This window comes from Dyella sp. 2YAF14 (genome assembly GCF_052114725.1).
Classification (GTDB): Bacteria; Pseudomonadota; Gammaproteobacteria; order Xanthomonadales; family Rhodanobacteraceae; genus Dyella.
In genome coordinates this window covers 28,756-51,841 of the sequence record NZ_JBFRFH010000013.1, presented here as the reverse complement: position 1 = coordinate 51,841, position 23,086 = coordinate 28,756, and the positions used below count along the sequence as shown (strand labels likewise).

The following is a 23,086-nucleotide window of genomic DNA, read 5'->3' as shown; positions in this document are numbered from 1 at the left end:
TGGCGGCAGTATGCCTGTGCCGTCTGAAGGACGCCTTGCTGGGTCGACGCAGGTTTTTGCACTGGCGTGTTCATGCCGATCTCCGCTGCCATGCACGCCATGCGTAGTAGACGGGCACGCCGACCAGGATCAGCACCAGGCTCATGCCTGCGTCGCCGGGGGAATGGATGGCGGTCGCCACGATCACGCCCAGCACGGTCAAGACAAACAGCAGCGGCAACACGGGATACAACGGCACCCGGTACGGCGACGGCTCGTCGCGGAACCGGCGGCGATACCAGAACAGCGTGGAGATGCCGAACGCATGCGACAACCACTCGCCCACGGTGGTGTAGTCGACCAGCTGGCCGAAGCTGCCGGAGACCACCAGCACGATGGCCCAGCCACCCAGCACCGCCAGCGCCACGCGCGGCGCATGCGAGCGTGCATGGATGCGACCCACCGGGCCGAACAGCATGCCGTCCGCGCCCATGGTCTGCAGCACGCGTGCACCGCCCGCGATGGCGATGCTGCAGTAGCCGAAGGTGGAACAGGCGATGCCTACCGCAATCAGCGTGGCGCCGCTTTCGCCAAACAGGTGGCGCATCAAATCCGCTGCCGGCGCCTGGCTTGCCGCGAGGCCCGCGTGCCCCAGCCCGGCGAGATACGCAAAGTTGACCAGCACGTAGCAAACGACCACGCCGCCCAGGCCCAGGCCCAGCGCGCGCGGCAGCGTGCGTTGCGGCTCGCGTACTTCGCCGGCCAGATCGTTGAGATAGTGGAAACCGCCATAGGTGAACAACACCGGCAGCAAGGCTCCGAGCAGGGCGCCCGGCGGCAGCGATTTGGTGGTGTCAGTCGCCAGCACATTGCCAAACTGGCCATGCGCCAGGATCACGCCAGTGACCACGACCAAGGCGATGGCCGATAGCTTCAAGAGCGTGAACACGTTCAACATGCGCGAACCCGCGCGTATGCCGAAGAAATTGACGCCCACGATGAATGCGATGGCGCCCGCCGCCACCGGCTTCACCCACATCTGCGGCGAAAGCCCGACCGCGGCGCACGTGTAGTCGGCGAACGTGGTGGCCACGGCGGCGACGCTGCCGGGGTAATTGATCAGCGCCATGGTCCAGCCGAACAGGAAGGCCGGCAGCTGGCCATAGGCTTCGCGCAGATAGATGTAGACGCCACCTGCCTGCGGCCGGCGTGCGCCCAGCTCCGCGTAGCAGAGCACGCCCGCCAGGGTCAGCAGGCCGCCGATCGCCCATAGCGTGAGCAATTGCGCGCCCGAGGAGGTGCGTTCGGCCACGGTGGAGGCACTGCGGAAAATGCCGGCGCCAATCACGCCGCCGATGACGATGGCCGCGGCATCCCAGGTACCCAGGCGGCGCAGATACGCGGAAGAAGTCTCAGCGGTCATGGGGCGGCACGGCTTCCTACGCGACAGATCGAGCCCCGGACGATAGCCGACTGGCGCCGACTCTTCGACATCTCGCTGCAACATGCTGGACCGCCGCGGAATTTTCGGCCGCAGGCGCGGCCCTTCGCCAACGCGTCACGGCCGAGGGGGCACAGTCCAGGTTTCCGTCGCTGCGCGCTGGCCACGCCCGACCAGCCCCTGAGGAGGACTCATGAGCACCGTCGCAAGCGCCGTTCGTCCCGAAGACGACAAGACTCTCGGCCCCTTGCTTGAGTGCGACCGCGCACTCTTGAAGGTCGGCAAGAAAATCCGCGTGCTGAAGGCCATCGACTGGCCCGCATCCATGGAAGCGCCGTTCCTCGCCTCCTGGGAGAAAGGTGATCCGGTGCTGCCGCAGCCTCCCGTGCGCCATCCGGACCTCAACAGCGAAGCGGCCGCGCTGAAGGCCATCATGGACAAGATCGATCGCGGGCATCCCATCGGCAATTGGTTGTTCAAGACGGCGTGGAGCTACCGCACGGCCGCGCAGATGCTGATGAACATCGGCACCGAACGCTTCACGCAATGCTCCACCGCGCTCTATGGCCGCCCCGACACGACGTATCGCAGCCAGACGTCCAATGCCGTCGACGCTGCCAAAGATCTGCTCGCCATCAGCGACGACCTGATCCATCGCGAAGAGATCCCACGTGTCGCCGCCGACATACCCGCCGAGGAATTCGCCCGGCGCCTGCGCGAGCGGCTGGGCCCGTTCTTCGACAAGGACAAGGTCGAGGTGGTGCTCGACCCGGATCTGCCTTCAAAAGCGACGGCCGGCAGCAAGAGCATCAATCTGCGTTCGACTGCCTTGTTTTCCGAGCTGGATCTGGAGCAGCTCACTGAGCACGAAGCGTTCGTGCATACCGCGACCTCGCTCAACGGCAAACACCAGCCCTATTTCAAGTCACTGGGACTGGGCGCGCCCCGCACCACGCGCACGCAGGAAGGGCTGGCCACGTTCTCGGAGATCATCACCGGTGCGATCGACCTGAACCGGCTGCGTCGCATCGCCTTGCGCGTGGTCGCCGTGAAGAACGCGCTCGATGGCGCCGACTTCATCGAAGTGTTCCGCGGCTTTCTCGAAGCCGGGCAGACGCCGACCGAGAGCTACCAGAGCGCGGCGCGCATCTTCCGCGGCGGCGATCCGAAGGGCCGCATCTGCTTCACCAAGGATGGCGCCTATCTCGAAGGCGTGATGCTCATCTATGTGTTCATCCGCAAAGTGCTGCAGGCGGGGCATGCGGAAATGCTGCCCATGCTGTTTGCCGGCCGCGTGACGACGTCCGACGTCATCACGCTCAGTCCCTATCTGCACGATGGCCTGATCGCGCGCGCGGTCTACGTGCCGCCGTGGGCGCGCAATCCGCAGCGCATTCTGTCGCTGATGGCGTTCTTTACGGCGGCGCAGCGTTTTCGTCTCGACACGTTTGATCTCAACCGTTTCGTGGAGTTTGAGGACGAGCGGATTGACGAGAGCCTGCATACCTTGTGGCAATGAGGGAACGCGAGTCGGGCACAGGGTGCCCTCCCACAGTGACCACGCTCATTGTGGAGGGGTGTCCTCCAATGTGACCGCGCTATTTGTGGAGGGGGGCCCTCCAATGTGACCGCGCTATTTGTGGAGGGGGCCCTCCAATGTGACCGCGCTATTTGTGGGGCGGTGTCCTCCAATGTGACCGCGCTATTTGTGGAGCGGTGTCCTCCAATGTGACCGCGCTATTTGTGGAGGGGTGTCCTCCAATGTGACCGCGCTATTTGTGGGAGGGGTGCGGTCCGATGTGATCGCGCCTTTGTGGGAGGGCACCCTGTGCCCGACACGCCACGCGCCGGAGAGACCGTTTCGTGTTTGACTATGCCCCTCTCCCACCAACCGCTGCACTGTGCCCGCCCGACCCCGCAAGATCATCCATGTGGACATGGACGCGTTCTACGCGTCGGTGGAGCAACGCGACGATCCCTCGTTGCGCGGCAAGCCTGTGGTGGTGGCATGGCGCGGCGCGCGCTCGGTGGTGTGTGCGGCAAGCTATGAGGCGCGAAAGTTCGGCGTACGCTCGGCCATGCCTGCCGTCCGCGCGGAGCGACTGTGTCCCCAGGCGGTGTTCGTGCCGCCCGACTTCAGCCGCTACAAGGCGGTGTCGCGGCAGGTGCGCGAGATCTTTGCGCGCCACACGCCGCTGATCGAACCGCTGTCGCTGGACGAGGCCTACCTCGACGTCACCACCACGTTGACCAGGCTGCCCTCGGCGACGGCCACGGCGGAGGCGATCCGCGACGCGATTCGCGAAGAAACCCAACTCACCGCCTCCGCTGGCGTCGCGCCCAACAAGTTTCTTGCCAAGATTGCGTCAGACTGGCGCAAGCCTGACGGTCTCTTCGTCGTGCGCCCACATCAGGTTGCCGCCTTTCTTGCACCGCTGCCGGTAGGCCGCCTACCCGGCGTGGGCAAGGTGATGGAAGCCAGGCTTGCCGAGCTGGGCATCGTCACTGTCGGCGATGTGCGCAGCTTCAACGCGCTCGAGCTCGAACAGCGCCTCGGGCGCTGGGGACGACGCCTGCACGAGCTCTCGCTCGGCATCGACGATCACCCCGTGCAACCGGATCGTCCCACCCTGCAGGTATCGGCTGAAGACACTTTCGAGCACGACCTGACGCTGGACGAGATCGAGCCGCATATACGGCGATTGGCTGAAAAAGCCTGGGCTGCGCACGAACGCGAGGCTTCGGGCGACCATGCGCGCGTGGCGCGCACCGTGGTCCTGAAACTGAAGACGTCGGACTTCCACACGCTGACACGTAGTCTCACGCCAGCTTCACGTCCGGACTCCGCGAGGGAGCTGGCCGACATCGCTTGTGCCCTGCGTGATCGCGTTGAAAGACCGGCGCAAACCCGCTATCGCCTGGTCGGCGTAGGACTGGCGGGCTTCGTGGAGGCCGACAGCTTTGTCGCGCAAAGCGACCTGTTTGGAGCTATTGGTTTCAACTGAAACCACGCAAGGAAGTAAACCTAGGCCGAAAGAATTGTTAAAGAGGTCTTGTCTCGATCTCTATTTCCTGAAACAGTGGACTCGGGGAACCCATCAAGCGGTGCAACACCTGTAGACGTCTAGGCGCCTATAGCGGGGACTCTTTTGCCTACGAATTCGGGGAGACAACCATGCAGTCCAATTACAATCGACTATCGATAGCGGTACGTTTAGCGCTTTCCGTAGGTATCGCTTCCACGGCCGTGATGGCCCAGGCCGAGGACGTCGCAAACAAGGACGCAACGGGCGACCAGGCCCAAACGAACGCACAGACTCAGGGGACCGCCGACCAGGCCGCAAGCAAGTCCACGGCCAAGACGCTTACTGCTGTTTCGGTCACCGGCTCGCTGATCCGCCGCGTCGACGCGGAAACCGCCAACCCGGTGGTGACCATCGATCGCACGGCGATCACCAATAACGGCTCGCCCACGCTGGGCAATGTGATCCAGCAGCTGCCCAGTGTCTCGGGCAACGCGACCAATACGCAGAACAACAGCAACGGCGGCGGCGTCGCCAGCCCGACGCTGGAAGGCGGCGACGGCGCAGCACGCGTATCGCTGCGCGGCCTGGGTACCGACCGTACCCTGGTGCTGATCGACGGCCAGCGCCTGGCCAACCCCGATCTCAACATGATCCCGCAGAACATGATCGAGCGCGTGGACGTGCTGGCCAACGGCGCCTCCACGGTCTATGGCTCGGACGCGGTCGGCGGCGTGGTGAACTTCATCCTGCGCAAGGATTACAAGGGCGCCGAGCTGAGCGTCAACGACGGCATCTCCTCGCATGGCGATGGCCAGCGTCATGGTGGCCAGTTCACCGTGGGCGCCACCGGCGACCAGGGCAACATCGTCGCGGGCATCGACTACAACAAGCAGGATCCGGTGATCGCCACGCGTCGCAGCTTCTCGGCGCATCAGCTGTCGCTGTACAGCTCCGGCCCGCAGATCTCCGGCTCGCACACGGTTCCCACCGGCAAGTTCCAGCTGCCTGCGGGCAATCCCAACCTGCCCGCGGGTTGCACCTCCGGCCTGCTCACCCTGGCCAGCGGCAACGGCAGCAGCCCCAGTGACTATCGCTGCTTCAACAACGCCAGCGACGTCTACAACTACAACGCCTTCAACTACATCCAGACCCAGTCCGAGCGCACCAACCTGTTCGTGCTCGGCAATTACAAGATCAACGACCACGTCACCTTCTTCGGCGATGCGTTCTACAACCACACGCATTCGTCCGGCCAGGACGCGCCCGCACCCACCAGCGGTACGGACGGCTGGTCGGTGGCCGCGAACAATCCGAACAACCCGTTCGGCGTGCCATTCGGTGATCCGGCGGTGGCAGGCAACAACCTGATCAGCACGCGCCTCACCGGCGTGGGCAATCGCGTGCACACCTTCAGCACCGATAACCAGCAGGTCAATGCGGGCCTCCGTGGCGACTTCGGTGGCAACAACAGCTGGATCTGGGATGCGAGCGTCGACTACGGCCGCACGCATCGCGTGCAGACCAACTTCAACGAAGTGAACATTCCCGCCCTGCAGGCATCGATCGATGCGGGCGCGAATATCTTCGACCAGGCCGATCCGGCGGTTACCGCACAGCTCAAGAATGGCGTGAGCAACCCGGTCTACGCCATGACGCAGACCATGAAGCAGGTGCAGGCCAACGCGTCGGGCGGCCTGTGGGATCTGCCCGCCGGCACCATGCAGCTGTCCACCGGCGTGCTGTATCGCAAGAACACGATGGATTACACCGTCACCAGCGATGCGTTGCTCGACATCTCCAAGGGCACCTGCGTGGTGTTGCAGGAAGCCTGCGGTTCGCCGGCCAGCGGCAGCATCAACGTCAAGGAAATCTACGCTGAAACGCTGATCCCGCTGCTTTCCGAACAGCCCTGGGCGTACTCGTTGAACGTCGACCTTGGCCTGCGCACGTCCAACTACAGCACCACCGGCACCACCACCAACGGCAAGTTCGCGGTGGAATATCGTCCGATCCAGGACCTGCTGGTCCGCGGCACCGTTTCGCAGGTGTTCCGCTCGCCGAACCTGGACGAGCTGTATGACGGCCAGACCATCACCAACCCGACCGTCAACGACCCGTGCTACAACCTGTCGGCAGCCCAGCTGCAGCAGCACGCAGCGGCCTGTCAGTTCATGCCGCCCAACACCAACTACACCAGCACCCTCAATACGCAGATTGCGGGTCACTACTCGGGTGCGGCGACGGTGGGCAGCACGCTCAAGCCGGAAAAGGGCAAGTCCTATGACCTGGGCTTCGTCTACTCGCCGAGCTGGCTGGAAGGCGCGTCGGGCACGGTGGATCTGTGGCGCATCACGCTGAAGGACATGCTGACCATCATTCAGGCGCAGACCGTGCTGAATGAGTGCTACGCCGACAACGGCAGCCCGTACTGCCCCTTCATCAACCGCTACGGCACCGGCACCTCGATCCCGGGTGGCATCAACTACGTCAACACGCCGTACGTCAACCTGGGCAACCTCAGCACCAGCGGCGTCGACTTCACGTTGAACTACGCCATCCCGCACTTCGATGTGGCCGGCGTGAACCCGGGTAACTTCAAGACGTCGCTCAGCGGTACGTACATCGATACGTTCAAGAACGACGCCACGCCGGGCGCACCGGGTGCCGAGACGATCAACTATGCCGGCACCTACACCCAGCAGTTCGGCAACATCAGCCGCTGGCGCGGTGCGTTGACGATCAACTGGGCACTGGGCAACTGGAGCGCCCAGTGGCAGAGCCGTTACATCAACCACCTCAACAACCTCACGTCCTACGCCGATACCGGCCAGGCCGTGTCCATGCCGATGGGTGGCATCACGTACCACAACATCCAGGCAGGCTACGAGTGGGCGGCGATCCACACGAAGATTGACCTGGGCATCGACAACCTCAGCGGTCGCATTCCGCCGCTGGTGTACCAGAACGGCCTGAACTACAACGTCGATACGGCAACGTATGACGTGATGGGCCGCTACTACTGGGCACGCGCTACGGTGAAGTTCTAAACGAAGAAAGGCGTGTGGCCGCAGCTCTCGCTGCGGCCACACCGCTGTTAAGATCGGGCGATGAGCACGTCTGCACATCCATCGCCCACTGCCTTGGCGGCCAGCATGCTTGCCGCCTATAACGCTGGCGACATGTCCCGCGTGCTGGAACTGGGTCGCGCGATCGGCAAGCTGTCCCAGGCCGATGAAACCAGCCTGCTTTTGCTCAGCGCCGCGCAGCAGGCGACAGGTCACCTCAACGATGCGCTTGTCCTTTGCCGCGAACTCACCCAGCGGCGTCCGGACGTCTCCGCGTACTGGAACAACCTGGGCATCGTCGCCCGACAGACGTCGGAGCTGAACCTCGCCGAAGAGGCGCTGCGCAGGGCCCTGGAGCTCGCGCCGCACGAAGCGGAGGTCTGCTACAACCTCGGCCTGCTCTACGCACAACAACAGCGCTGGCTATTGGCCCGAGAAATCCTGCTCGAAGCCGTCACACTCGCGCCCACCTTCATCGAGGCACGCCTGCAGGCCGCCTACGCCTGCCACTTTTGTGGCGACACCCGCGGTGCCGAGGTGATGCTTGAAGGCGCGCACGCGTGGCCTGCGCAGACGGCCGAACAGGCCTTGATCCTGGCCACCATCCTGTCGAGCCTGGGCTATCAGGACAGCGCCTTCCACAGCCTGGCACAAGCCATCCTGCCCGAGGGGCCAGAGCGCATTTCCCTGATGCGACGGATCACGGCGCTGCGCGCCTCGATGCACGAGCGCAGCAATCGTCTTGAGGAGGCCCGCGCCGAGTTGAGCGAATTGCCGCTGGACATGTTGAGCTCGCTGCCGCCAGCCGAGTGGGAGCTGCGCCACGCCGGCATCCAGGTGCACGCCAACTTGGCGGCCCGTGACGGCGAGCGCGAGCAGGCCGCGCAGTTGTTCGCACAACTGCAGGGCGAGCGCAGCGACGCCCATCTGCAGGCCAATGCCGCCTTCAGCCTCGCCGGCATACGCGACAAGCAGGGTCGGCACGATGAGGCCTGGCAAGCACTGCAGGAAGCACATGCCGCGCAGCTGCGCTTTGCCAGCGACTTCGTGCCGGAGATGCTGGAGGAAGATAGTCAGCCGCTGGAGATGGTGGAGCACACCGTCAGCCGGCTGGCGCATGATCGCTGGTCTGCCCTGCGTGCACCGCGCAGCGAGGCCAGCCCGGTCTTCGTCGTCGGCTTCCCGCGCTCGGGTACCACCCTGCTTGAGCAGATGCTCGACGCCCATCCACACTTTCGTTCGATGGATGAGCGCGCTTTCATCTATGAGCTGATCAAGCGCATGCAGCTGGCGGGGCAGTCCTATCCCGCCGATCTTGCCGGACTCACCCAGGGCAATGCGGAGCAGCTACGCAGCATCTACGCCGATGTCGTGCGGCGGGTCGCGCCCGACCTGGGCGATCGGCAGCTGGTCGACAAGAATCCGCTGAACATGTTGTGCCTGCCGATGATCATGCGGTTGTTCCCGGAAGCGCGCATCATCCTGTGCCTGCGCCATCCCTGCGACGTCCTGCTGAGTTGCTATATGCAGGCCTTTCGCTCGCCGGCGTTCATGGTGCTGTGTTCGTCGCTGGAGCGGCTGGCGCGTGGCTATGTGGATGCCTTCGAACATTGGTTTGGCCATGTCGAAGTATTCGCGCCGCGCGTGCTTGAGTGGCGCTACGAATCGGTGGTGTCCCGCTTCGACGAACACGTCGCCAAGCTCGGCCAATTCCTCCAGCTGGAGGACAGCACGCCGATGGCGCGCTTTGCCGAGCACGCGCAGGCGAAGGGTTACATCAGCACGCCCAGCTACGCGCAGGTCACCGAGGGTATCCATCGCAAGGCGGTCAATCGCTGGCACGCCTATCGCGAGATGTTCGAGCCGGTCCTGCCTATCCTGCAGCCCATGCTGAATCGGCTGGGCTACGAAACCAACCTTTGAATGCGGTGCCCGCGGCACCGCGCGTTTGATGACCGCGATGGAAGAATTCAACATGCATTTCGAAGTCCCCAAGGTGAAGATGCATTCGCTGCGCGAATTCCTGCAGCACTACCTGATGATCGTGCTCAGTATCCTGACCGCGCTGGGCCTGGAACAGTGGATCGAGGGCGCGCACCACCGGCACGCCGCCGAGTATGCGAGCACGCAGATCGATTCGGAGCTCGACACCATGCTGCGCGACATCCAGTCGACCATCCAGACCGACGAGAAAAGGCTTGCGCCACTGATCGCCATCGACAAGGCGATCCACGATGACGTGCAAAAGGGCTTGCCGGATGCCGAGATCAACAAGCACATCCGCGAGCTGAACGGAGGTTTCCGGCTAAGCATCAACTGGCCCACCTTCAACACGCAGGCCTGGGACGTCGCCGTCGCCAACCAGTCGGCCACGTGGATCGAAGTTGCGCGCCTGCATCGGTACACCGCCGCTTACGCCGCCGTACGCGATACCGCCAGCTGGACCACGCACAACGCGACGGTGGCGCTCGACGCGCCGCGGATGATCAACCTGCAGACGCGCATCAACCTGGGCAGGGATGTCGACCCGGTGGAATTCCTCAGTGTGTCGCAGCAGATGATCAACAGCTCGAAAGAGACCATCGCGTACCTGCAAGACGCGTCGAAGCCGATCAAGGCTGCACTGGCGAAGACTGAGCATTGATCGACTTCAGCAGCTGATGGCGCCGTCGCATGGCGGTGGCGCCACATCGCTTCACTTGATCGCAGTCACCCTGCAATACAACGCGATGAAACTGCGCACTGCATGCGGCGTGACTCGCATCCCATGCATCGCGTCGAAAGACTTCACGAACCAGTCACAACTCGACGCGCTGCTGTGCGCAAAGTGCGCAGCACGTCACAGACATTGCCGGCATCACGAAAACCGCTTGTTTTAAGCACTCTGCGACATGCGCGAAGCAGGTCGAGGCAGGTTTTCTCAAGGCGTCGCAATGGCGCCATTCGCGTCCGTGCAATTTTGCGACAGCATGGAAATCGATACGCGCAAGTTCACCTAATGCGCGAAACAAGAACTTGTTTGTACTCAATAGCTCGCGTCGCTTTGATCGATGCAGGGCTTGCTGTCGAATTGCTTACAGCGGCGGACGCACTTTATTTCGATTTGCAACAATGATTTTTATGCGTTACCAAACCCGGCAGAGCACTCGCCGTCACTGGGTTTTCTGAGTGTTCGTGATCGAAACGTGATCGCTCCAACTCCTTCCGTCCGGAAGGATCAACGCAACCGCAAGTGACGCGCCGCAACGTTCCGTTGCTGGCGTGAGGGTTAGTTGTTGCCTGTGATCGGCCACCGGAATTCCCCGGGGTCGAAACCAATAGCTATTCGCGTATCAGGGAGAAATCAATGCGTGCACAAACCAAGATCGCTGTTCTTGCCGGCCTGATTGCCGCCGCCTGCCTGCCTGCCGTCGTTTCCGCCCAGACGGCGAACCGCATCGGTTCGCTGGAAGAACAGGCACAGGCCAGCTGGCGCGAGAGCATGGCGCACATCGCCACGCCGTCGGAAGGCTGTTTCCAAGCCACTTATCCCAGCGTCATCTGGCACCAGGCTGCCTGCCACGCGCTGCAGCCGCGCGTCGCGCCGGTGCCGCGCTTCAAGCTGTTCAATAGTGGCGCTGCGCAAACCGCGGGCAACGGCAATGACTACACCATCCAGACCAGCAGCTTGATCACCCAGGCAGTGGGCAGCTTCCCGTCGGTGACGGGTGTTACCTCGGAGAAGGGTGTGGGCGTGGCGGCTTATGGCGGCGGCGGCATCCTGGGCGCAAACGAATACTCGCTGCAGATCAATTCGAGCTTCGACGACACCACGTCGGTGTGCAAGAGCCATTCGGGTTGCACGGTGTGGCAGCAGTTCGTCTACGCGCCTGACTACGAGGTGCAGGGTTCGGCGGCCGTGTTCATGCAGTACTGGCTGATCGGCTGGGGCAGTTCGCGTTGCCCGAGCGGTTTCGGCAGCGACGGTGAAGGCGATTGCTATAAGAACAGCGCCGCGGCGTCGGCACCCGATGTAGCGGCCACGCAGCTGGGCAACGTGAAGCTCACCGGCACCGTCACCGCTGGTGGCAATGACACCGTGGTCTTCACCAATGGCACCACGGCCTATAGCTCCAGCGGCAAGGACAGCGTGCTCTTGTTGGCCAGCGTGTGGAAGGTCGGCGAGTTCAACGTGGTCGGCAATGCCGGCGGTTCGGAAGCCCAGTTCAACAGCGGCTCCTCCATCACCGTGAAGCTCGCAGTGACCGACGGCTCGACCGCCGTGCCGTCCTGCGTGGCCAACTCCGGCTCCACCGGTGAAAGCAACAACCTCAACCTCGGCAGCTGCACCGCCAGCGGCGGGTCCACGCCGTCGATCCAGTTCACCGAATCGAACTGATCGCAGAAAAGAAGAGCCCGGGATTTCCCCGGGCTCTTCGTGTGCATCACCAGCGATCGCTTACTTCTTCTTTTTCGGAATATAGAGATCGGTGATGGTGCCTTCGTAGACTTCGGCCGCCATGCCCACCGATTCACCCAGCGTGGGATGCGGATGGATGGTGAGGCTGATATCGGCCGCTTCCGCGCCCATCTCGATGGCCAGGCACAGCTCGCTGATCAGGTCGCCCGCGTGCGGGCCGACGATGCCGGCGCCCACGATGCGATGGGTTTCCTCATCGAAGATCAGCTTGGTGAAGCCCTCCGTGCGATCGATGCCGATCGCGCGACCGCTGGCCGCCCACGGGAACTTGCCCACACCGATCTTCAGGCCCTTTTCCTTCGCCTCGCGCTCGGAGACGCCGACCCAGGCAATTTCCGGATCGGTGAATGCCACCGACGGGATCACTCGTGCATCGAAGTAGCTCTTCATGCCGGCGACGACTTCCGCCGCCACGCGTGCTTCGTGCGTGGCCTTGTGCGCCAGCATCGGCTGACCGACCAGGTCGCCGATGGCATAGATGTGCGGCACATTGGTGCGCATCTGCGTATCGACGTTGATGAAGCCACGATCGGTCACGGCCACGCAAGCCTTCTCGGCGCCGATCTTGTTGCCGTTGGGCGAGCGGCCCACGGCGACCAGCACGCGGTCGAACACGGTGGTTTCGGGAATGCTTTCGCCTTCATAGCTGACCTCGATGCCCTTCCTGCCGGCCTTGGCCTCGACCACCTTGGTCTTGAGGTGCACGCCCTTGAGCTTCTTGGCCAGGCGCTGCGCCAGCGGCTTGATCAGGTCGGCATCGGCGCCGGGGATCAGCTGGTCCATGAACTCGACCACGGTCACTTCGCTGCCGAGCGCGGAATACACCGTGGCCATTTCCAGGCCGATGATGCCGCCGCCGACAACGAGCAGTTTCTTCGGTACGTCCTTGAGTTCTAGCGCGCCGGTCGAATCGATGATGCGCTCGTCGTCCCACGGGAAGGCCGGCAGGCGCACGGCCTGCGAACCGGCGGCGATGATGGCGTGCTCGAAGCGCAGCAGCTTGGTGCCTTCGGCCGTCTGGACTTCCATTTCGTTGGGCGACACAAAGGTGCCGACGCCCTGCACGGTACGCACCTTGCGCTGCTTGGCCATGCTGGCCAGGCCGCCGGTGAGTTTGCCGACCACCTTGGTCTTGAAGTCGCGCAGCTTGTCCAGATCGAGCTTGGGCGCGCCGAAGGTGACGCCGTGCGCGGCCATGGCCTCGGCTTCGTCGATCACGGCTGCCGCATGCAGCAGCGCCTTGGACGGGATGCAGCCCACGTTGAGGCAGACGCCGCCGAGCGCGGCATAGCGCTCGACCAGCACGGTATCGACGTCGAGATCGGCGGCGCGGAACGCGGCGGTGTAGCCGCCCGGGCCTGAGCCGAGCACGACCAGCTTGCATTCGATGTCGGGCGTGCGGCCCGAGGCGCCAGCGGCCTTCGGTGCCGGTGCTGCAGCAGGTGCCGGCGCGGGCGCGGCAGCGGCCGGAGCGGGCGACGGTGCGGCAGCTGCGGCCTTGGGCGCTTCTGCCTTGGCGGCGCCATCGGCCACTTCCAGCACCGCGATCAGCGCGCCTTCGGACACTTCGTCGCCTACCTTGACCTTCAGTTCCTTGATCACGCCAGCGGCGCTCGACGGAATTTCCATCGTGGCCTTGTCCGACTCGAGCGTGATCAGGCTCTGCTCTTTGGCGACGGTGTCGCCGACCTTCACCAGCACCTCGATCACCGGCACGTTGTCGTGACCGCCGATGTCGGGGACTTTGATTTCGATGGTGCTTGCCATGGGGAATCCTTGAATTTCTTTTCGCTACGCAGTGAGGGACCGACGCAAGATTGGCCCCTCACCCCAGCCCTCTCCCCGGAGGGGAGAGGGAGCTAAGAGCGCGTCAGAGCAGCAGGCGGCGGATGTCGCCCAGCTGCTGTGCGAGGTAGGTGGCGAAGCGCGCGGCGAGCGCGCCGTCGATCACGCGGTGGTCATAGCTCAGCGACAGCGGCAGGATCAGGCGCGGGGCGAATTCCTTGCCGTTCCACACCGGCTTCATGGACGCCTTGGACACGCCAAGAATGGCCACTTCCGGTGCGTTGACGATCGGCGTGAACGAGGTGCCGCCGATGCCGCCCAGCGAGGAGATCGAGAAGCAGCCGCCGGACATGTCGTTCGGACCGAGCTTCTTGTCGCGCGCCTTCTTGGAGATCTCGCCCAGTTCGGTGGCCAGATCCAGCAGGCCCTTCTTGTCGCAGTCGCGGATCACCGGCACCACCAGGCCATCGGACGTGTCCACCGCGATGCCGATGTGGAAGTACTTCTTCAGGGTCAGCTTCTCGCCCGACACATCCAGCGAGGAGTTGAACTGCGGGAATTTCTTCAGCGCGGCAACCACGGCCTTGATCTGGAACACCAGCGGGGTGATCTTCAGATCCTTGTTCTCTTCGCCGAGCTTCTTGCGGAAGGCTTCCAGCTCGGTGATGTCGGCATCTTCGTGCTGGGTGACGTGCGGGATCATCGCCCAGTTGCGCGCCAGGTTGGCGCCGGAGATCTTCTGGATGCGCGACAGCGGCTTCTCTTCGATCTCGCCGAACTTGCTGAAGTCGACCTTCGGCCACGGCAACAGGTTGAGACCGCCGCCTGCGGCGACCGGTGCACCGGTGGGACGTGCGCCCGACGCCAGTGCGTGCTTCACGTAACCGGTGATGTCTTCGCGCTGGATGCGGCCGCTGCGGCCGGTGCCCTTCACCTGGCGCACGTCCACGCCCAGCTCGCGCGCAAAAGCGCGGATGGCGGGGCTGGCGTACGGGGCGTCACCCGGCATCACGATGCCGGCATCGAACGGCGGACGCGCGGTGGGGGCCACGTCGCCTTCCGGCGCATTGCCCGGCAGCACGCTTCGGCCACCGACGGGCTCCGGCTTTTCTTCGACCGTCGGCGCGGCGACCTTGGCGGCAGCCGGTGCGGGAGCGGGAGCCGGTGCGGGCGCAGCGGCACCGCCGGCAGCTTCCACGAGGGCGATCACGTTGCCTTCGGACAGCTCGTCGCCGATCTTGACCTTGATCTCTTTCACCACACCCGCGAACGGGGCCGGCACTTCCATGGTGGCCTTGTCCGATTCCAGCGTGATCAGGCCCTGGTCCTTGGTGATGGTGTCGCCCACCTTCACCAGGATCTCGATCACCGGCACGTCGTCGCTGCCGATATCGGGCACCTTCACTTCCTGCACGCCACCACCGCCGGCGGGAGCCGCAGCAGGTGCCGGTGCGGGGGCAGCCGGCGCAGGGGCCGGCGCAGCAGCGACCTTGGCGGGCGCTTCGGCCTTGGCCGGCGCGGCAGCCTGCTGGGGAGCAGGCGCGGCAGCCTCACCGTCGGCTTCGATGATGGCGATCAGGGCGCCCTCGGACACCTCGTCGCCCACCTTCAGCTTGATTTCCTTCACCGTGCCCGCGAACGGGGCCGGCACTTCCATGGTGGCCTTGTCCGATTCCAGCGTGACCAGGCCTTGTTCCTTGGCGACCTTGTCACCGGGTTTCACCAGCACTTCGATCACCGGCACGTTCTCGCTGCCGATATCGGGAACGCGTGCTTCTTTAAGGTCGGCCATGGTTGCTCCTACGGATGGCGATGGCGAGCCGGCGGGGATGACGGCCGCGTAAGGTTTTCAATGATAGCGAACGAGACCGCGTTCTGGACGCTTTTGGATCGTTTGAAGGCACCATTCGCATACGTATGCAAGACTTTGGTCTAGCTATTCCGGGCCTGCCGCAACGACGATCCCGGCCGCAGCATTCCACTTCGTCAGGTGGTCTGCTCCGACGGGCGTCCTTGCAGCAATACCAGCTGCTGCTGAGGCGCGGCGAGGCTGATGCCTTCCGCCTCGAAACGCTCCTTGAGCGCGCGCAGCAGATCGGTCTGCGCGCCCCAGCCATCGGCGCTCTTGGTATAGGCGCGCAGCACCAGCATCACGCCGCTGTCGCTGAGGCTCTCGGTCCATACGCCCGGCGCAGGATCTTTCAGGATGCGCGCATCGGCGTCGAACAGGCCGCGGATCAACTCCATCGCCTTGCCGAGGTCATCCTTGTAGCCGACGCGTACTTTCAGCTCGAAGCGGCGGGTGCCGCGGCGGTTGAAATTGATGATGGCGTCGGAACCGATCTTGGCATTGGGCACGACCGCCTCGCGGTTGTCGGGCATGGTCAGCATGGTGTGCATCAGGCTCACCGCTTCCACCGTGCCTTCCACACCGCCGGCCTGAATGTAATCGCCCACCCGGAACGGGCGAAACACGATCAGCAGCACGCCCCAGGCCAGATTGCTCAACGACCCCTGCAAGGCCAGGCCAATGGCCAGGCCGCCCGCGCCCAGCGCAGCCACCAGCGGCGCCGAGGGCACGCCGGCCTGCTGCAGCGCCATCACGATCAACATCGCAATCAGCACGCCATAGATCAGGTTGCGCAAAAAACCGCTGAGCGTCACGTCCACATTCGCGCGATGCATGGCGCGCTGGGCGATATTGGCCACGCGCGCGGCCAGCCATACGCCGATCAGCAGCAGCAAGATAGCCAGGCCGATATTGATAAGCACCGAAATGGTGGCTTCGGAAAGGGGCAGACGGGCCAGAAGATCGTGCATGAGTGGCGGTGCTCTCAACGAAAAAACCCCGAGAGACTACCAGCGCAACAATCAAGGTTCTGTTTCGCCCACGAAAAATGACCGCGTCGACAGCACCGACGCGGTCCAGTGTCTGGCAGGGGAGCCCTGACGAAGGATCAGTGCGCGGATTCGCCTCCGCCGGCGCGGGCACTGTCCGTGGCTGTCATCAGCTTCTTGTTATGTTCTTTCTTGTCGTAGGCCAGCAGCTGCAGGCGCGAGCCATCCTGCAGCCGGAACTGGAACTGGTGTTGCAGGGCGTCCAGCGAACTGAGCTTCGGACACAGCGCATCGGCGTGCTTGTCCAGTTCGTCGGCGCGCTTGTTCACTTCGCGGTCGATGCTCTTGTCCAGCGACTCGGCCCGCGCCTGCAGCGCTGCCACCTTGCTCTGGTCACCGGATAGCGCCGCCGAGACGGCCTCACCAGCCACCTTGGAAACCAGGTCGGAGACGGAATTCTCGACGCTTTTTTCGACGACCTCTTCCATGTCGTCGGATTTCCACACGCCCTTGCCCAGCCCGTCGTCGACGCGTGCCAAGGCCAGGCGATGATTCTCATCCAGACGTCCCACCATGCGGTGGCGCTCGTCGTCGTTTTCGGCGAACGTCATCAGCACGGTGCGCATCGCGGCAAAACCGATGTTGACGCCCTCGCGCGCGACGTCGGCCACTTCCGGCAACAGCAGCCGTACTTGCTGCTCGTAGTCACGCAGGCGTGCGGCATCTTCGCCGCTCAACGCCACGTCGCGGCCATCCACGCGCAAGTGGCCGTCGTGCATGAACACGTCGGCGGGCTTGCCGTCATTACGGTGGAAACCGATGCCGCCGGGCATGACCTGCACATCGTAGGCGGTCGAATAGCCGCAATGGCCGTCATGTACTTCGAGATCGTGCGCGTGCGCCGCGCCGCCCAACGCCAGTCCCGCCGCCAGCGCGCAAGCCATCATGGTGGTACGCATGTCGTTCCCCTTCCGTGTGCCACATGCCGTGGGCCTCGATCGCCACGATGCAGCACGGCATGAGTGCGGGCATGGGCTTGAGGTCATGCCGTGCCACCAGTCACCCGAGACTTCTGGGCTATCGGGACTTCCTGGCTATGACGCAGCGCGCATAGGAATGCGCCGACAGGCACGCTAAGTTCCCGAGACGCAAATCGCCACGGGGAGGCGGGGGATGCGGGAAGGGTGCGATGTGGTCGTGGTGGGAGCCGGCCTCGCCGGGCTGGTGGCCGCCACGGAGTTGGCCGATGCCGGCAAGCGCGTGCTGGTGCTCGAGCAGGAACCGGAACAAAGCCTGGGGGGACAGGCGTTCTGGTCGTTCGGCGGGCTGTTTTTCGTCGACTCGCCGGAACAGCGGCGCATGGGCGTGCGTGACTCGCATGCCCTGGCGCTGGCCGACTGGATGGGCACGGCGGCGTTCGATCGCCCCGAAGACCACTGGCCGCGCCGTTGGGCACAGGCCTATGTGGACTTTGCCGCCGGCGAAAAGCGCGCCTGGCTGCACGCCATGGGCATGCGCTGGTTTCCGGTGGTGGGTTGGGCCGAACGCGGCGGGCACGGTTCCATCGGCCACGGCAATTCGGTGCCCCGCTTCCACGTGACCTGGGGCACCGGGCCCGGCGTGATCGAACCCTTCGTACGGCGTGCCCGCGAAGCCCAGGCCAAAGGCCTGCTGCAATTCGGCTTCCGCCATCGCGTGGATGAATTGATGGTGGAAGGCGGCGCCGTGGTCGGCGTGCGCGGCAAGGTGCTGGCGGCTGACGGCATGGCGCGCGGCAAGCCGAGTTCGCGCGACGTGCTGCATGATTTCGAACAGCGCGCGCAGGCAGTGATCGTGGCGGCGGGCGGCATCGGCGGCAACCACGCGCTGGTGCGGCGCAACTGGCCGGAACGTCTCGGACCGCCGCCCGCGCACATGCTGTGCGGCGTGCCCGCGCACGTGGACGGCCGCATGCTGGGCATCAGCGAAAGCGCCGGTGCGCGTCTGATCAATCGCGATCGCATGTGGCACTACGTCGAGGGCATCGAAAACTGGAACCCGATCTGGCCCAAGCATGCCATCCGCATCCTGCCGGGCCCTTCGTCGTTCTGGTTCGACGCCGCCGGCAACCGCCTGCCCGGGCCGCTGTGGCCAGGCTTCGACACGCTGGGTACGCTGGAACATCTGCGCCGCACCGGCCACGACTACAGCTGGTTCATCCTCGACCAGCAGATCATCCGACGCGAATTTGCCTTGTCGGGCTCGGAGCAGAATCCCGATCTCACCGGCAAGAGCTGGCGACAAGTCGCCAAGCGCGCGGTCGGCAAGGGCGCGCCTGCACCGGTGGAAGCGTTCAAGCAGCATGGCCGCGACTTCATCGTGCGCGACACGCTGGAAGAACTCGTCGCCGGCATGAATGCACTCGCCGGCAACACGCTGCTCGACCTGGAGCATATCCGCCGGGAGATCGAGGCACGCGATCGCCAGTTCGATAATCCGTACACGAAGGACGGCCAGGTGATGGCCATCCACAACGCGCGTCGCTATCGCGGCGACAAGCTGGTACGCGTGGCCAAGCCGCATCGCCTGCTGGATCCGGCGAACGGCCCGCTGATCGCGGTGCGTTTGAACATCCTCACGCGCAAGACGCTGGGTGGTCTGGAAACCGATCTGGATGCGCGCGTGCTCGGCCAGGATGGTCAGCCGATGCCAGGGCTATATGCCGTGGGCGAGGCGGCGGGCTTCGGCGGTGGCGGTCTGCATGGCTATCGCGCACTGGAAGGCAGCTTCCTCGGCGGCTGCCTGTTTTCCGGACGCATCGCCGGTCGCGCCGCGGCCAAGGCCGTCGCATGAGCGTGCATGCCCTGCCCCGCATCGCCATCTACGGCGCGGGCAGCGTGGGCGGCTACCTCGGCGCCCGGCTGCACGACAATGCACGCATCACCTGCATCGGCCGCCGCCGCGTCATCGACGCCTGGCGCATCCACGGCCTGGACTGGAGCGACCTGCTGGGCGGCCATGAACACGTCGCCGCACGCGATGTGGAATTGCAGGTCAATCCCTTCGCTGCGGCGAAAGCGCACCTGGTGCTGGTGACCGTGAAGTCGTCGGCCACTGAAACGGTGGCGCGTGAGCTGGCGGAAGTGATTGCTCCCGGCGTACCGGTGGTGAGTTTCCAGAATGGCCTGCACAACGCCGCCATCCTGCGCGATGCCCTGCCCGGTCATCCAGTGTTGGCCGGGATGGTGCCGTTCAACGTGCTTCAGCGCATTCCCGGCGATTTCCATCAGGGTTCCGGCGGCGAGCTGATGGTGGAGGCGCACGAAGCGCTGGCGGCGTTTCTGCCCGTGTTCGAAGCATCGGGTCTGCCGCTGTTGGCGCGCAGCGATATGCCCGCGGTGTTGTCCGCCAAGCTGCTGCTCAACCTAAACAACGCACTGAACGCGCTGTCCAACCTGCCCTTGAAGGAACAACTCTCCCAGCGCGACTGGCGTCGTTGCCTGGCGCTGGCCCAACGCGAAGCGCTGACGGTGTTCGATGCCGCAGACATGCATCCAGCCAAACTCACGCCCTTGCCGCCAGCCTGGTTGCCGCGCGTGCTGGAGATGCCGGACAGCTGGTTCCGCCGGCTCGCCTCGCGCCTGCTGGCGATCGACCCGGTGGCGCGTTCGTCGATGTGGGAAGACCTTGAACGTGGCCGCTCCACCGAGGTCGACGCCATCAACGGCGAAGTGGTGCGGCTGGCCGCGGCGCACGGTGTCGCCGCACCGGTGAATGCGCGACTGGTCGAGCTGGTGCATCAGGTCGAACAGGCGCGGCGTGCATGGACGGCGCAGGAGTTGCTCGACGATTTGCGCAGCCGCGCGGCGACGTAAGCGCGTTACTCCTGCGCTTCAGCGGCGTAAAGCTCACGCCGCAGATTGCGCAGCGAGATGGTTTCCCACAGCGCGACGCCGACCAGCAGCAGCGTGGTCGCCGTCGCCAGCGCCACTACTGGCAGCGCATGCGCTGGCCACGCCAGGGCCGCCAGCAAGCCCAACCCCACCAGATGGGACAGTGGAAAATTAGTGTTGTTGACGGTCTTCTTGAACAGCGCATTGCCCAGCAGATAAAGCGCCGGGCCGCCCAGCAACACGGCGATCTGCGCCGTTTGCGCCGTGGCGAGGGGATGCGCCAGGCTCAGCTCGTCGCCAACCGCGCAAGCCACGATGCCGGCCACGATCAACAGGTGCAGATAGGTATAGCCCAGCCGCGCCGTGCGTCCCGGATCGGTCGATTGGATGATCGAGCGGCTGCCGCGCTCCACGCCGAGGTCGAAGTAAATCCACCACATCGCCACGCAGCCGACGAACGCCATGATGAAGGCAAACCACAGATCGGCCGTGCGCGTGCCTTCCGCGAACGTGCTGCCCATCACCACCACGGATTCGCCCAGCGCGATCATCACGAACAGACTGCAACGCTCGGCGATATGGCCGCCTTCCACGTCCCATTCGCGCGTGTAGGATCGCCCTAGCCCCGGTACGTAGAAATACGCCGCCGGTCCCACGTACTCGATACCCAACGCGACGGCCCACCAGGCCAGGCGCGCCTGGTCCGAGGCCAGGCCGCCCATCACCCACAGCACGCCCGCCACCGCGAACCATAGCGTGATGCGATAGAAGTTCAGGCGCGCCGCCGGTGTCGACACCCGCAACGCCCAGACCATGAACAGCGAACGCCCCACCTGCATCGAGGCGTAGGCGCAGGCGAACATCAGGCCGTGGCCGTCGAATGCCTCGGGCAGCGCCACCGACAGCAATAGACCCGCGAACATCAGCGCCAGCACCAGCAGGCGTACGGCAAAGCGATCGGGGTCGAGCCAGTTGGTGACCCAGCCAGTGAAGATCCATACCCACCAGACCGACAGAAACAGCAGCAACACGTGCACGGCGCCCAGCACGCTCAAGTCGCGCAGCAGCGTGTGCGACAACTGCGTGACGGCATAGACAAACACCAGATCGAAGAACAGCTCGATATTGGTGACCTTGCCGTGCGTGCCCGGCTGGTGCGGGCGCAGCAGGCTTGGCGAGCGGCGTTGCGCCGATGCAGACGTTTCGGACATGACGCGATCTCCCTTCCCTCGCGACAGTTATCGCATGAGCGGCGGCCGCGCCGCCATCTCACTCAGTGGCCATCGTCGCGGATCGCGCTGACCTTGCCGTCGGCTACCACGATGGTGACGACGCGACTGCCCTGCCGGTACTGCCATTGCTCGCCGCCCGACGATGTCGATCGACCGCCGTGTCTGCGGCTGCGTCGGCTGCCCCGGTGACTGCTCGAAGACGAAGCGGCATGCGAGCGGTACGACGGCTTGCCCAGCAGCTCCAGGACCCGCGTGGCGGAGTCGCCCACCACCAGCACTTGGCTGCCGACGCGCAAGGTTCCGCTGCCTGCGTGAGCCGCGCACGCGAACAACAGGACACTCAGACACATGGTTCGACGCATCGCTCGTCCCTCTCCGTGTGCACGTGGCACGGAGAGTCACCTTAGCGATGCGATATCCGATCACGGCATGGGTTTACGGCCGCGGCTTGCTGTCGGCAGGCATCGCCTGCTGTCGTCGTTCACGTCGATGACGCATCGCTCAGCGCGAGCGGTCGGCGATGTCCGACACCTTGCCATTGAGGATGGTGATGATGACGACGCGTCCGTCATCGCGCATGTACTGCCAGCGCTCGCCCTGGTAGCCGCCAAAGTCGCTTTGCACCGGCTCCTTGAAATCCGGCTTGCCCATCAGCTGCATGGCGCGCACCGCACTGTCGCCGACGGTCAGCACCTCGCTGCCCACGCGATAGGTATTGGCTGCCGTGGCGCTTGCGCTCAACAGCAACAGGGCAATGAACAGATAGCGGCGCATGATCAACTCCGTGTCGTCGGTGACGCTCAGAAACCCGATTCCGGAGTCGCAAGATACGCCTGTTCCGCAGGTGTATCGAGACGGCCGAGGACGGCGTTGCGGTGGGGAAACCGGCCGAACCGCGCTATCACATCGTGATGGCGACGGGCGTAATCAACGAAGTTCTGGAAACACGGGCGCTCCGACGCTGGTTGACCGGCCACCAGCCGTTCGAACAAGTGCACACAGTGCACCTGCAATACCAGGCTCTCGGCATGTTCGAGCGGCATATAGGCAAAGACGCGCTGCATCGGCGTCAGCCGCTGGTCGTCGCCGCGCGCGATGCCATCGAGCGCAAGCACTTGCGTCATGGGATCGGCCGACCACGCGCGGGCGTCGTCGCGATAGAGATTGCGACTGAACTGATCGCGCACGATCAGCAGGGCCAGCCAGCCCCCGGGCGTTTGCGCCCAGTGATCGAGATCGCCGCGCCGGGCCGCGTCCAGCGTGTCGCCAAAGCGCTGGCGAATGGCCGCGTCGAAAGCGTCGTCGCGCTCATACCAGTGCGCCTGCGAATCTTCGGCGAACCAGAAATCCAACACGTCCGTGGGGGTCGGCACGCGCGCTCCTTACGAT

The 23,086-nt window shown here is 64.5% G+C and carries 17 protein-coding genes; 8 read left to right on the top strand and 9 right to left on the bottom strand.

Annotation, left to right across the window (positions count from 1 at the left end; genetic code table 11):
• Window positions 1–70: 70 nt before the first annotated feature.
• Window positions 71–1,402: an APC family permease gene (locus tag AB4Y82_RS16800; protein WP_441605400.1), complete on the bottom strand. Its 1,332-nt coding sequence runs from the start codon at window positions 1,400–1,402 to the stop codon at window positions 71–73.
• Between the two features lie 211 nt (window positions 1,403–1,613).
• Here AB4Y82_RS16800 and AB4Y82_RS16795 point away from each other — a divergent pair, with 211 nt between their 5' ends.
• From AB4Y82_RS16795 to AB4Y82_RS16770, 6 genes are all read left to right on the top strand, one after another.
• Complete coding sequence (locus AB4Y82_RS16795; RefSeq protein WP_441605399.1) at window positions 1,614–2,939, top strand: flavohemoglobin expression-modulating QEGLA motif protein; 1,326 nt, start codon at window positions 1,614–1,616, stop codon at window positions 2,937–2,939.
• A 382-nt stretch (window positions 2,940–3,321) separates the two neighbouring features.
• Entirely contained in the window at window positions 3,322–4,425 is a 1,104-nt protein-coding gene (gene dinB / locus AB4Y82_RS16790) for a DNA polymerase IV (RefSeq protein ID WP_441605398.1), read from the top strand.
• A gap of 170 nt (window positions 4,426–4,595) precedes the next feature.
• A complete protein-coding gene (locus AB4Y82_RS16785) occupies window positions 4,596–7,493 on the top strand; it encodes a TonB-dependent receptor plug domain-containing protein (protein WP_441611497.1) in 2,898 nt (965 codons plus the stop codon).
• Between the two features lie 60 nt (window positions 7,494–7,553).
• On the top strand, window positions 7,554–9,434 hold the full coding sequence (locus AB4Y82_RS16780) for a sulfotransferase (RefSeq protein ID WP_441605396.1): 1,881 nt from the start codon (window positions 7,554–7,556) through the stop codon (window positions 9,432–9,434).
• A 52-nt stretch (window positions 9,435–9,486) separates the two neighbouring features.
• Window positions 9,487–10,155 (top strand): hypothetical protein, encoded by a 669-nt coding sequence (locus tag AB4Y82_RS16775; RefSeq protein WP_441605395.1) that lies wholly within the window; start codon window positions 9,487–9,489, stop codon window positions 10,153–10,155.
• Window positions 10,156–10,857: 702 nt separating this feature from the next.
• Window positions 10,858–11,889 (top strand): hypothetical protein, encoded by a 1,032-nt coding sequence (locus AB4Y82_RS16770; protein ID WP_441605394.1) that lies wholly within the window; start codon window positions 10,858–10,860, stop codon window positions 11,887–11,889.
• A 60-nt stretch (window positions 11,890–11,949) separates the two neighbouring features.
• Here AB4Y82_RS16770 and lpdA read toward each other — a convergent pair whose 3' ends face one another.
• From lpdA to AB4Y82_RS16750, 4 genes are all read right to left on the bottom strand, one after another.
• The gene (gene lpdA, locus AB4Y82_RS16765) at window positions 11,950–13,737 is read right to left on the bottom strand and encodes a dihydrolipoyl dehydrogenase (RefSeq protein WP_441611496.1); all 1,788 of its coding nucleotides are present in this window, start codon (window positions 13,735–13,737) and stop codon (window positions 11,950–11,952) included.
• A gap of 103 nt (window positions 13,738–13,840) precedes the next feature.
• Entirely contained in the window at window positions 13,841–15,547 is a 1,707-nt protein-coding gene (aceF, locus tag AB4Y82_RS16760; protein ID WP_441611495.1) for a dihydrolipoyllysine-residue acetyltransferase, read from the bottom strand.
• 194 nt (window positions 15,548–15,741) lie between these two features.
• Window positions 15,742–16,575 (bottom strand): mechanosensitive ion channel family protein, encoded by an 834-nt coding sequence (locus tag AB4Y82_RS16755; protein WP_441605391.1) that lies wholly within the window; start codon window positions 16,573–16,575, stop codon window positions 15,742–15,744.
• Window positions 16,576–16,712: 137 nt separating this feature from the next.
• Window positions 16,713–17,552 (bottom strand): DUF2884 family protein, encoded by an 840-nt coding sequence (locus AB4Y82_RS16750; protein WP_441605390.1) that lies wholly within the window; start codon window positions 17,550–17,552, stop codon window positions 16,713–16,715.
• Between the two features lie 214 nt (window positions 17,553–17,766).
• On the opposite strand from AB4Y82_RS16750, the gene AB4Y82_RS16745 reads away from it, so the two are divergent.
• Together AB4Y82_RS16745 and AB4Y82_RS16740 are read left to right on the top strand one after the other, a co-directional pair.
• Window positions 17,767–19,425: an FAD-binding dehydrogenase gene (locus AB4Y82_RS16745; protein ID WP_441605389.1), complete on the top strand. Its 1,659-nt coding sequence runs from the start codon at window positions 17,767–17,769 to the stop codon at window positions 19,423–19,425.
• Complete coding sequence (locus AB4Y82_RS16740) at window positions 19,422–20,447, top strand: 2-dehydropantoate 2-reductase (RefSeq protein WP_441605388.1); 1,026 nt, start codon at window positions 19,422–19,424, stop codon at window positions 20,445–20,447. Before AB4Y82_RS16745 ends, AB4Y82_RS16740 begins: the two co-directional genes overlap by 4 nt.
• Before the next feature lie 5 nt (window positions 20,448–20,452).
• On the opposite strand, the gene AB4Y82_RS16735 is transcribed toward AB4Y82_RS16740, so the two are convergent.
• The 4 genes from AB4Y82_RS16735 to AB4Y82_RS16720 all read right to left on the bottom strand — a co-directional run bounded on the left by AB4Y82_RS16735 (window position 20,453) and on the right by AB4Y82_RS16720 (window position 23,070).
• Window positions 20,453–21,676 (bottom strand): low temperature requirement protein A, encoded by a 1,224-nt coding sequence (locus tag AB4Y82_RS16735; protein ID WP_441605387.1) that lies wholly within the window; start codon window positions 21,674–21,676, stop codon window positions 20,453–20,455.
• 62 nt (window positions 21,677–21,738) lie between these two features.
• A complete protein-coding gene (locus tag AB4Y82_RS16730; RefSeq protein WP_441611493.1) occupies window positions 21,739–22,059 on the bottom strand; it encodes a DUF2845 domain-containing protein in 321 nt (106 codons plus the stop codon).
• A gap of 139 nt (window positions 22,060–22,198) precedes the next feature.
• Window positions 22,199–22,471 carry a DUF2845 domain-containing protein gene (locus AB4Y82_RS16725; protein WP_441605385.1) on the bottom strand — a complete coding sequence of 91 codons (273 nt, stop codon included), beginning with the start codon at window positions 22,469–22,471 and terminating at the stop codon, window positions 22,199–22,201.
• Window positions 22,472–22,497: 26 nt separating this feature from the next.
• The gene (locus AB4Y82_RS16720; RefSeq protein WP_441605384.1) at window positions 22,498–23,070 is read right to left on the bottom strand and encodes a DUF924 family protein; all 573 of its coding nucleotides are present in this window, start codon (window positions 23,068–23,070) and stop codon (window positions 22,498–22,500) included.
• Window positions 23,071–23,086 lie beyond the last annotated feature (16 nt).

Bases quoted from the DNA above. Each gene is read 5' to 3' on its own strand.
- AB4Y82_RS16775 (WP_441605395.1), top strand. From the start codon at position 9,487: ATGCATTTCGAAGTCCCCAAGGTGAAGATGCATTCGCTGCGCGAATTC.
- AB4Y82_RS16755 (WP_441605391.1), bottom strand. From the start codon at position 16,575: ATGCACGATCTTCTGGCCCGTCTGCCCCTTTCCGAAGCCACCATTTCG.
- AB4Y82_RS16780 (WP_441605396.1), top strand. From the start codon at position 7,554: ATGAGCACGTCTGCACATCCATCGCCCACTGCCTTGGCGGCCAGCATG.
- AB4Y82_RS16785 (WP_441611497.1), top strand. From the start codon at position 4,596: ATGCAGTCCAATTACAATCGACTATCGATAGCGGTACGTTTAGCGCTT.
- AB4Y82_RS16740 (WP_441605388.1), top strand. From the start codon at position 19,422: ATGAGCGTGCATGCCCTGCCCCGCATCGCCATCTACGGCGCGGGCAGC.
- AB4Y82_RS16750 (WP_441605390.1), bottom strand. From the start codon at position 17,552: ATGCGTACCACCATGATGGCTTGCGCGCTGGCGGCGGGACTGGCGTTG.
- aceF (WP_441611495.1), bottom strand. From the start codon at position 15,547: ATGGCCGACCTTAAAGAAGCACGCGTTCCCGATATCGGCAGCGAGAAC.
- lpdA (WP_441611496.1), bottom strand. From the start codon at position 13,737: ATGGCAAGCACCATCGAAATCAAAGTCCCCGACATCGGCGGTCACGAC.
- AB4Y82_RS16730 (WP_441611493.1), bottom strand. From the start codon at position 22,059: ATGCGTCGAACCATGTGTCTGAGTGTCCTGTTGTTCGCGTGCGCGGCT.
- AB4Y82_RS16795 (WP_441605399.1), top strand. From the start codon at position 1,614: ATGAGCACCGTCGCAAGCGCCGTTCGTCCCGAAGACGACAAGACTCTC.
- AB4Y82_RS16800 (WP_441605400.1), bottom strand. From the start codon at position 1,402: ATGACCGCTGAGACTTCTTCCGCGTATCTGCGCCGCCTGGGTACCTGG.
- AB4Y82_RS16735 (WP_441605387.1), bottom strand. From the start codon at position 21,676: ATGTCCGAAACGTCTGCATCGGCGCAACGCCGCTCGCCAAGCCTGCTG.
- AB4Y82_RS16770 (WP_441605394.1), top strand. From the start codon at position 10,858: ATGCGTGCACAAACCAAGATCGCTGTTCTTGCCGGCCTGATTGCCGCC.
- AB4Y82_RS16725 (WP_441605385.1), bottom strand. From the start codon at position 22,471: ATGCGCCGCTATCTGTTCATTGCCCTGTTGCTGTTGAGCGCAAGCGCC.
- AB4Y82_RS16745 (WP_441605389.1), top strand. From the start codon at position 17,767: ATGCGGGAAGGGTGCGATGTGGTCGTGGTGGGAGCCGGCCTCGCCGGG.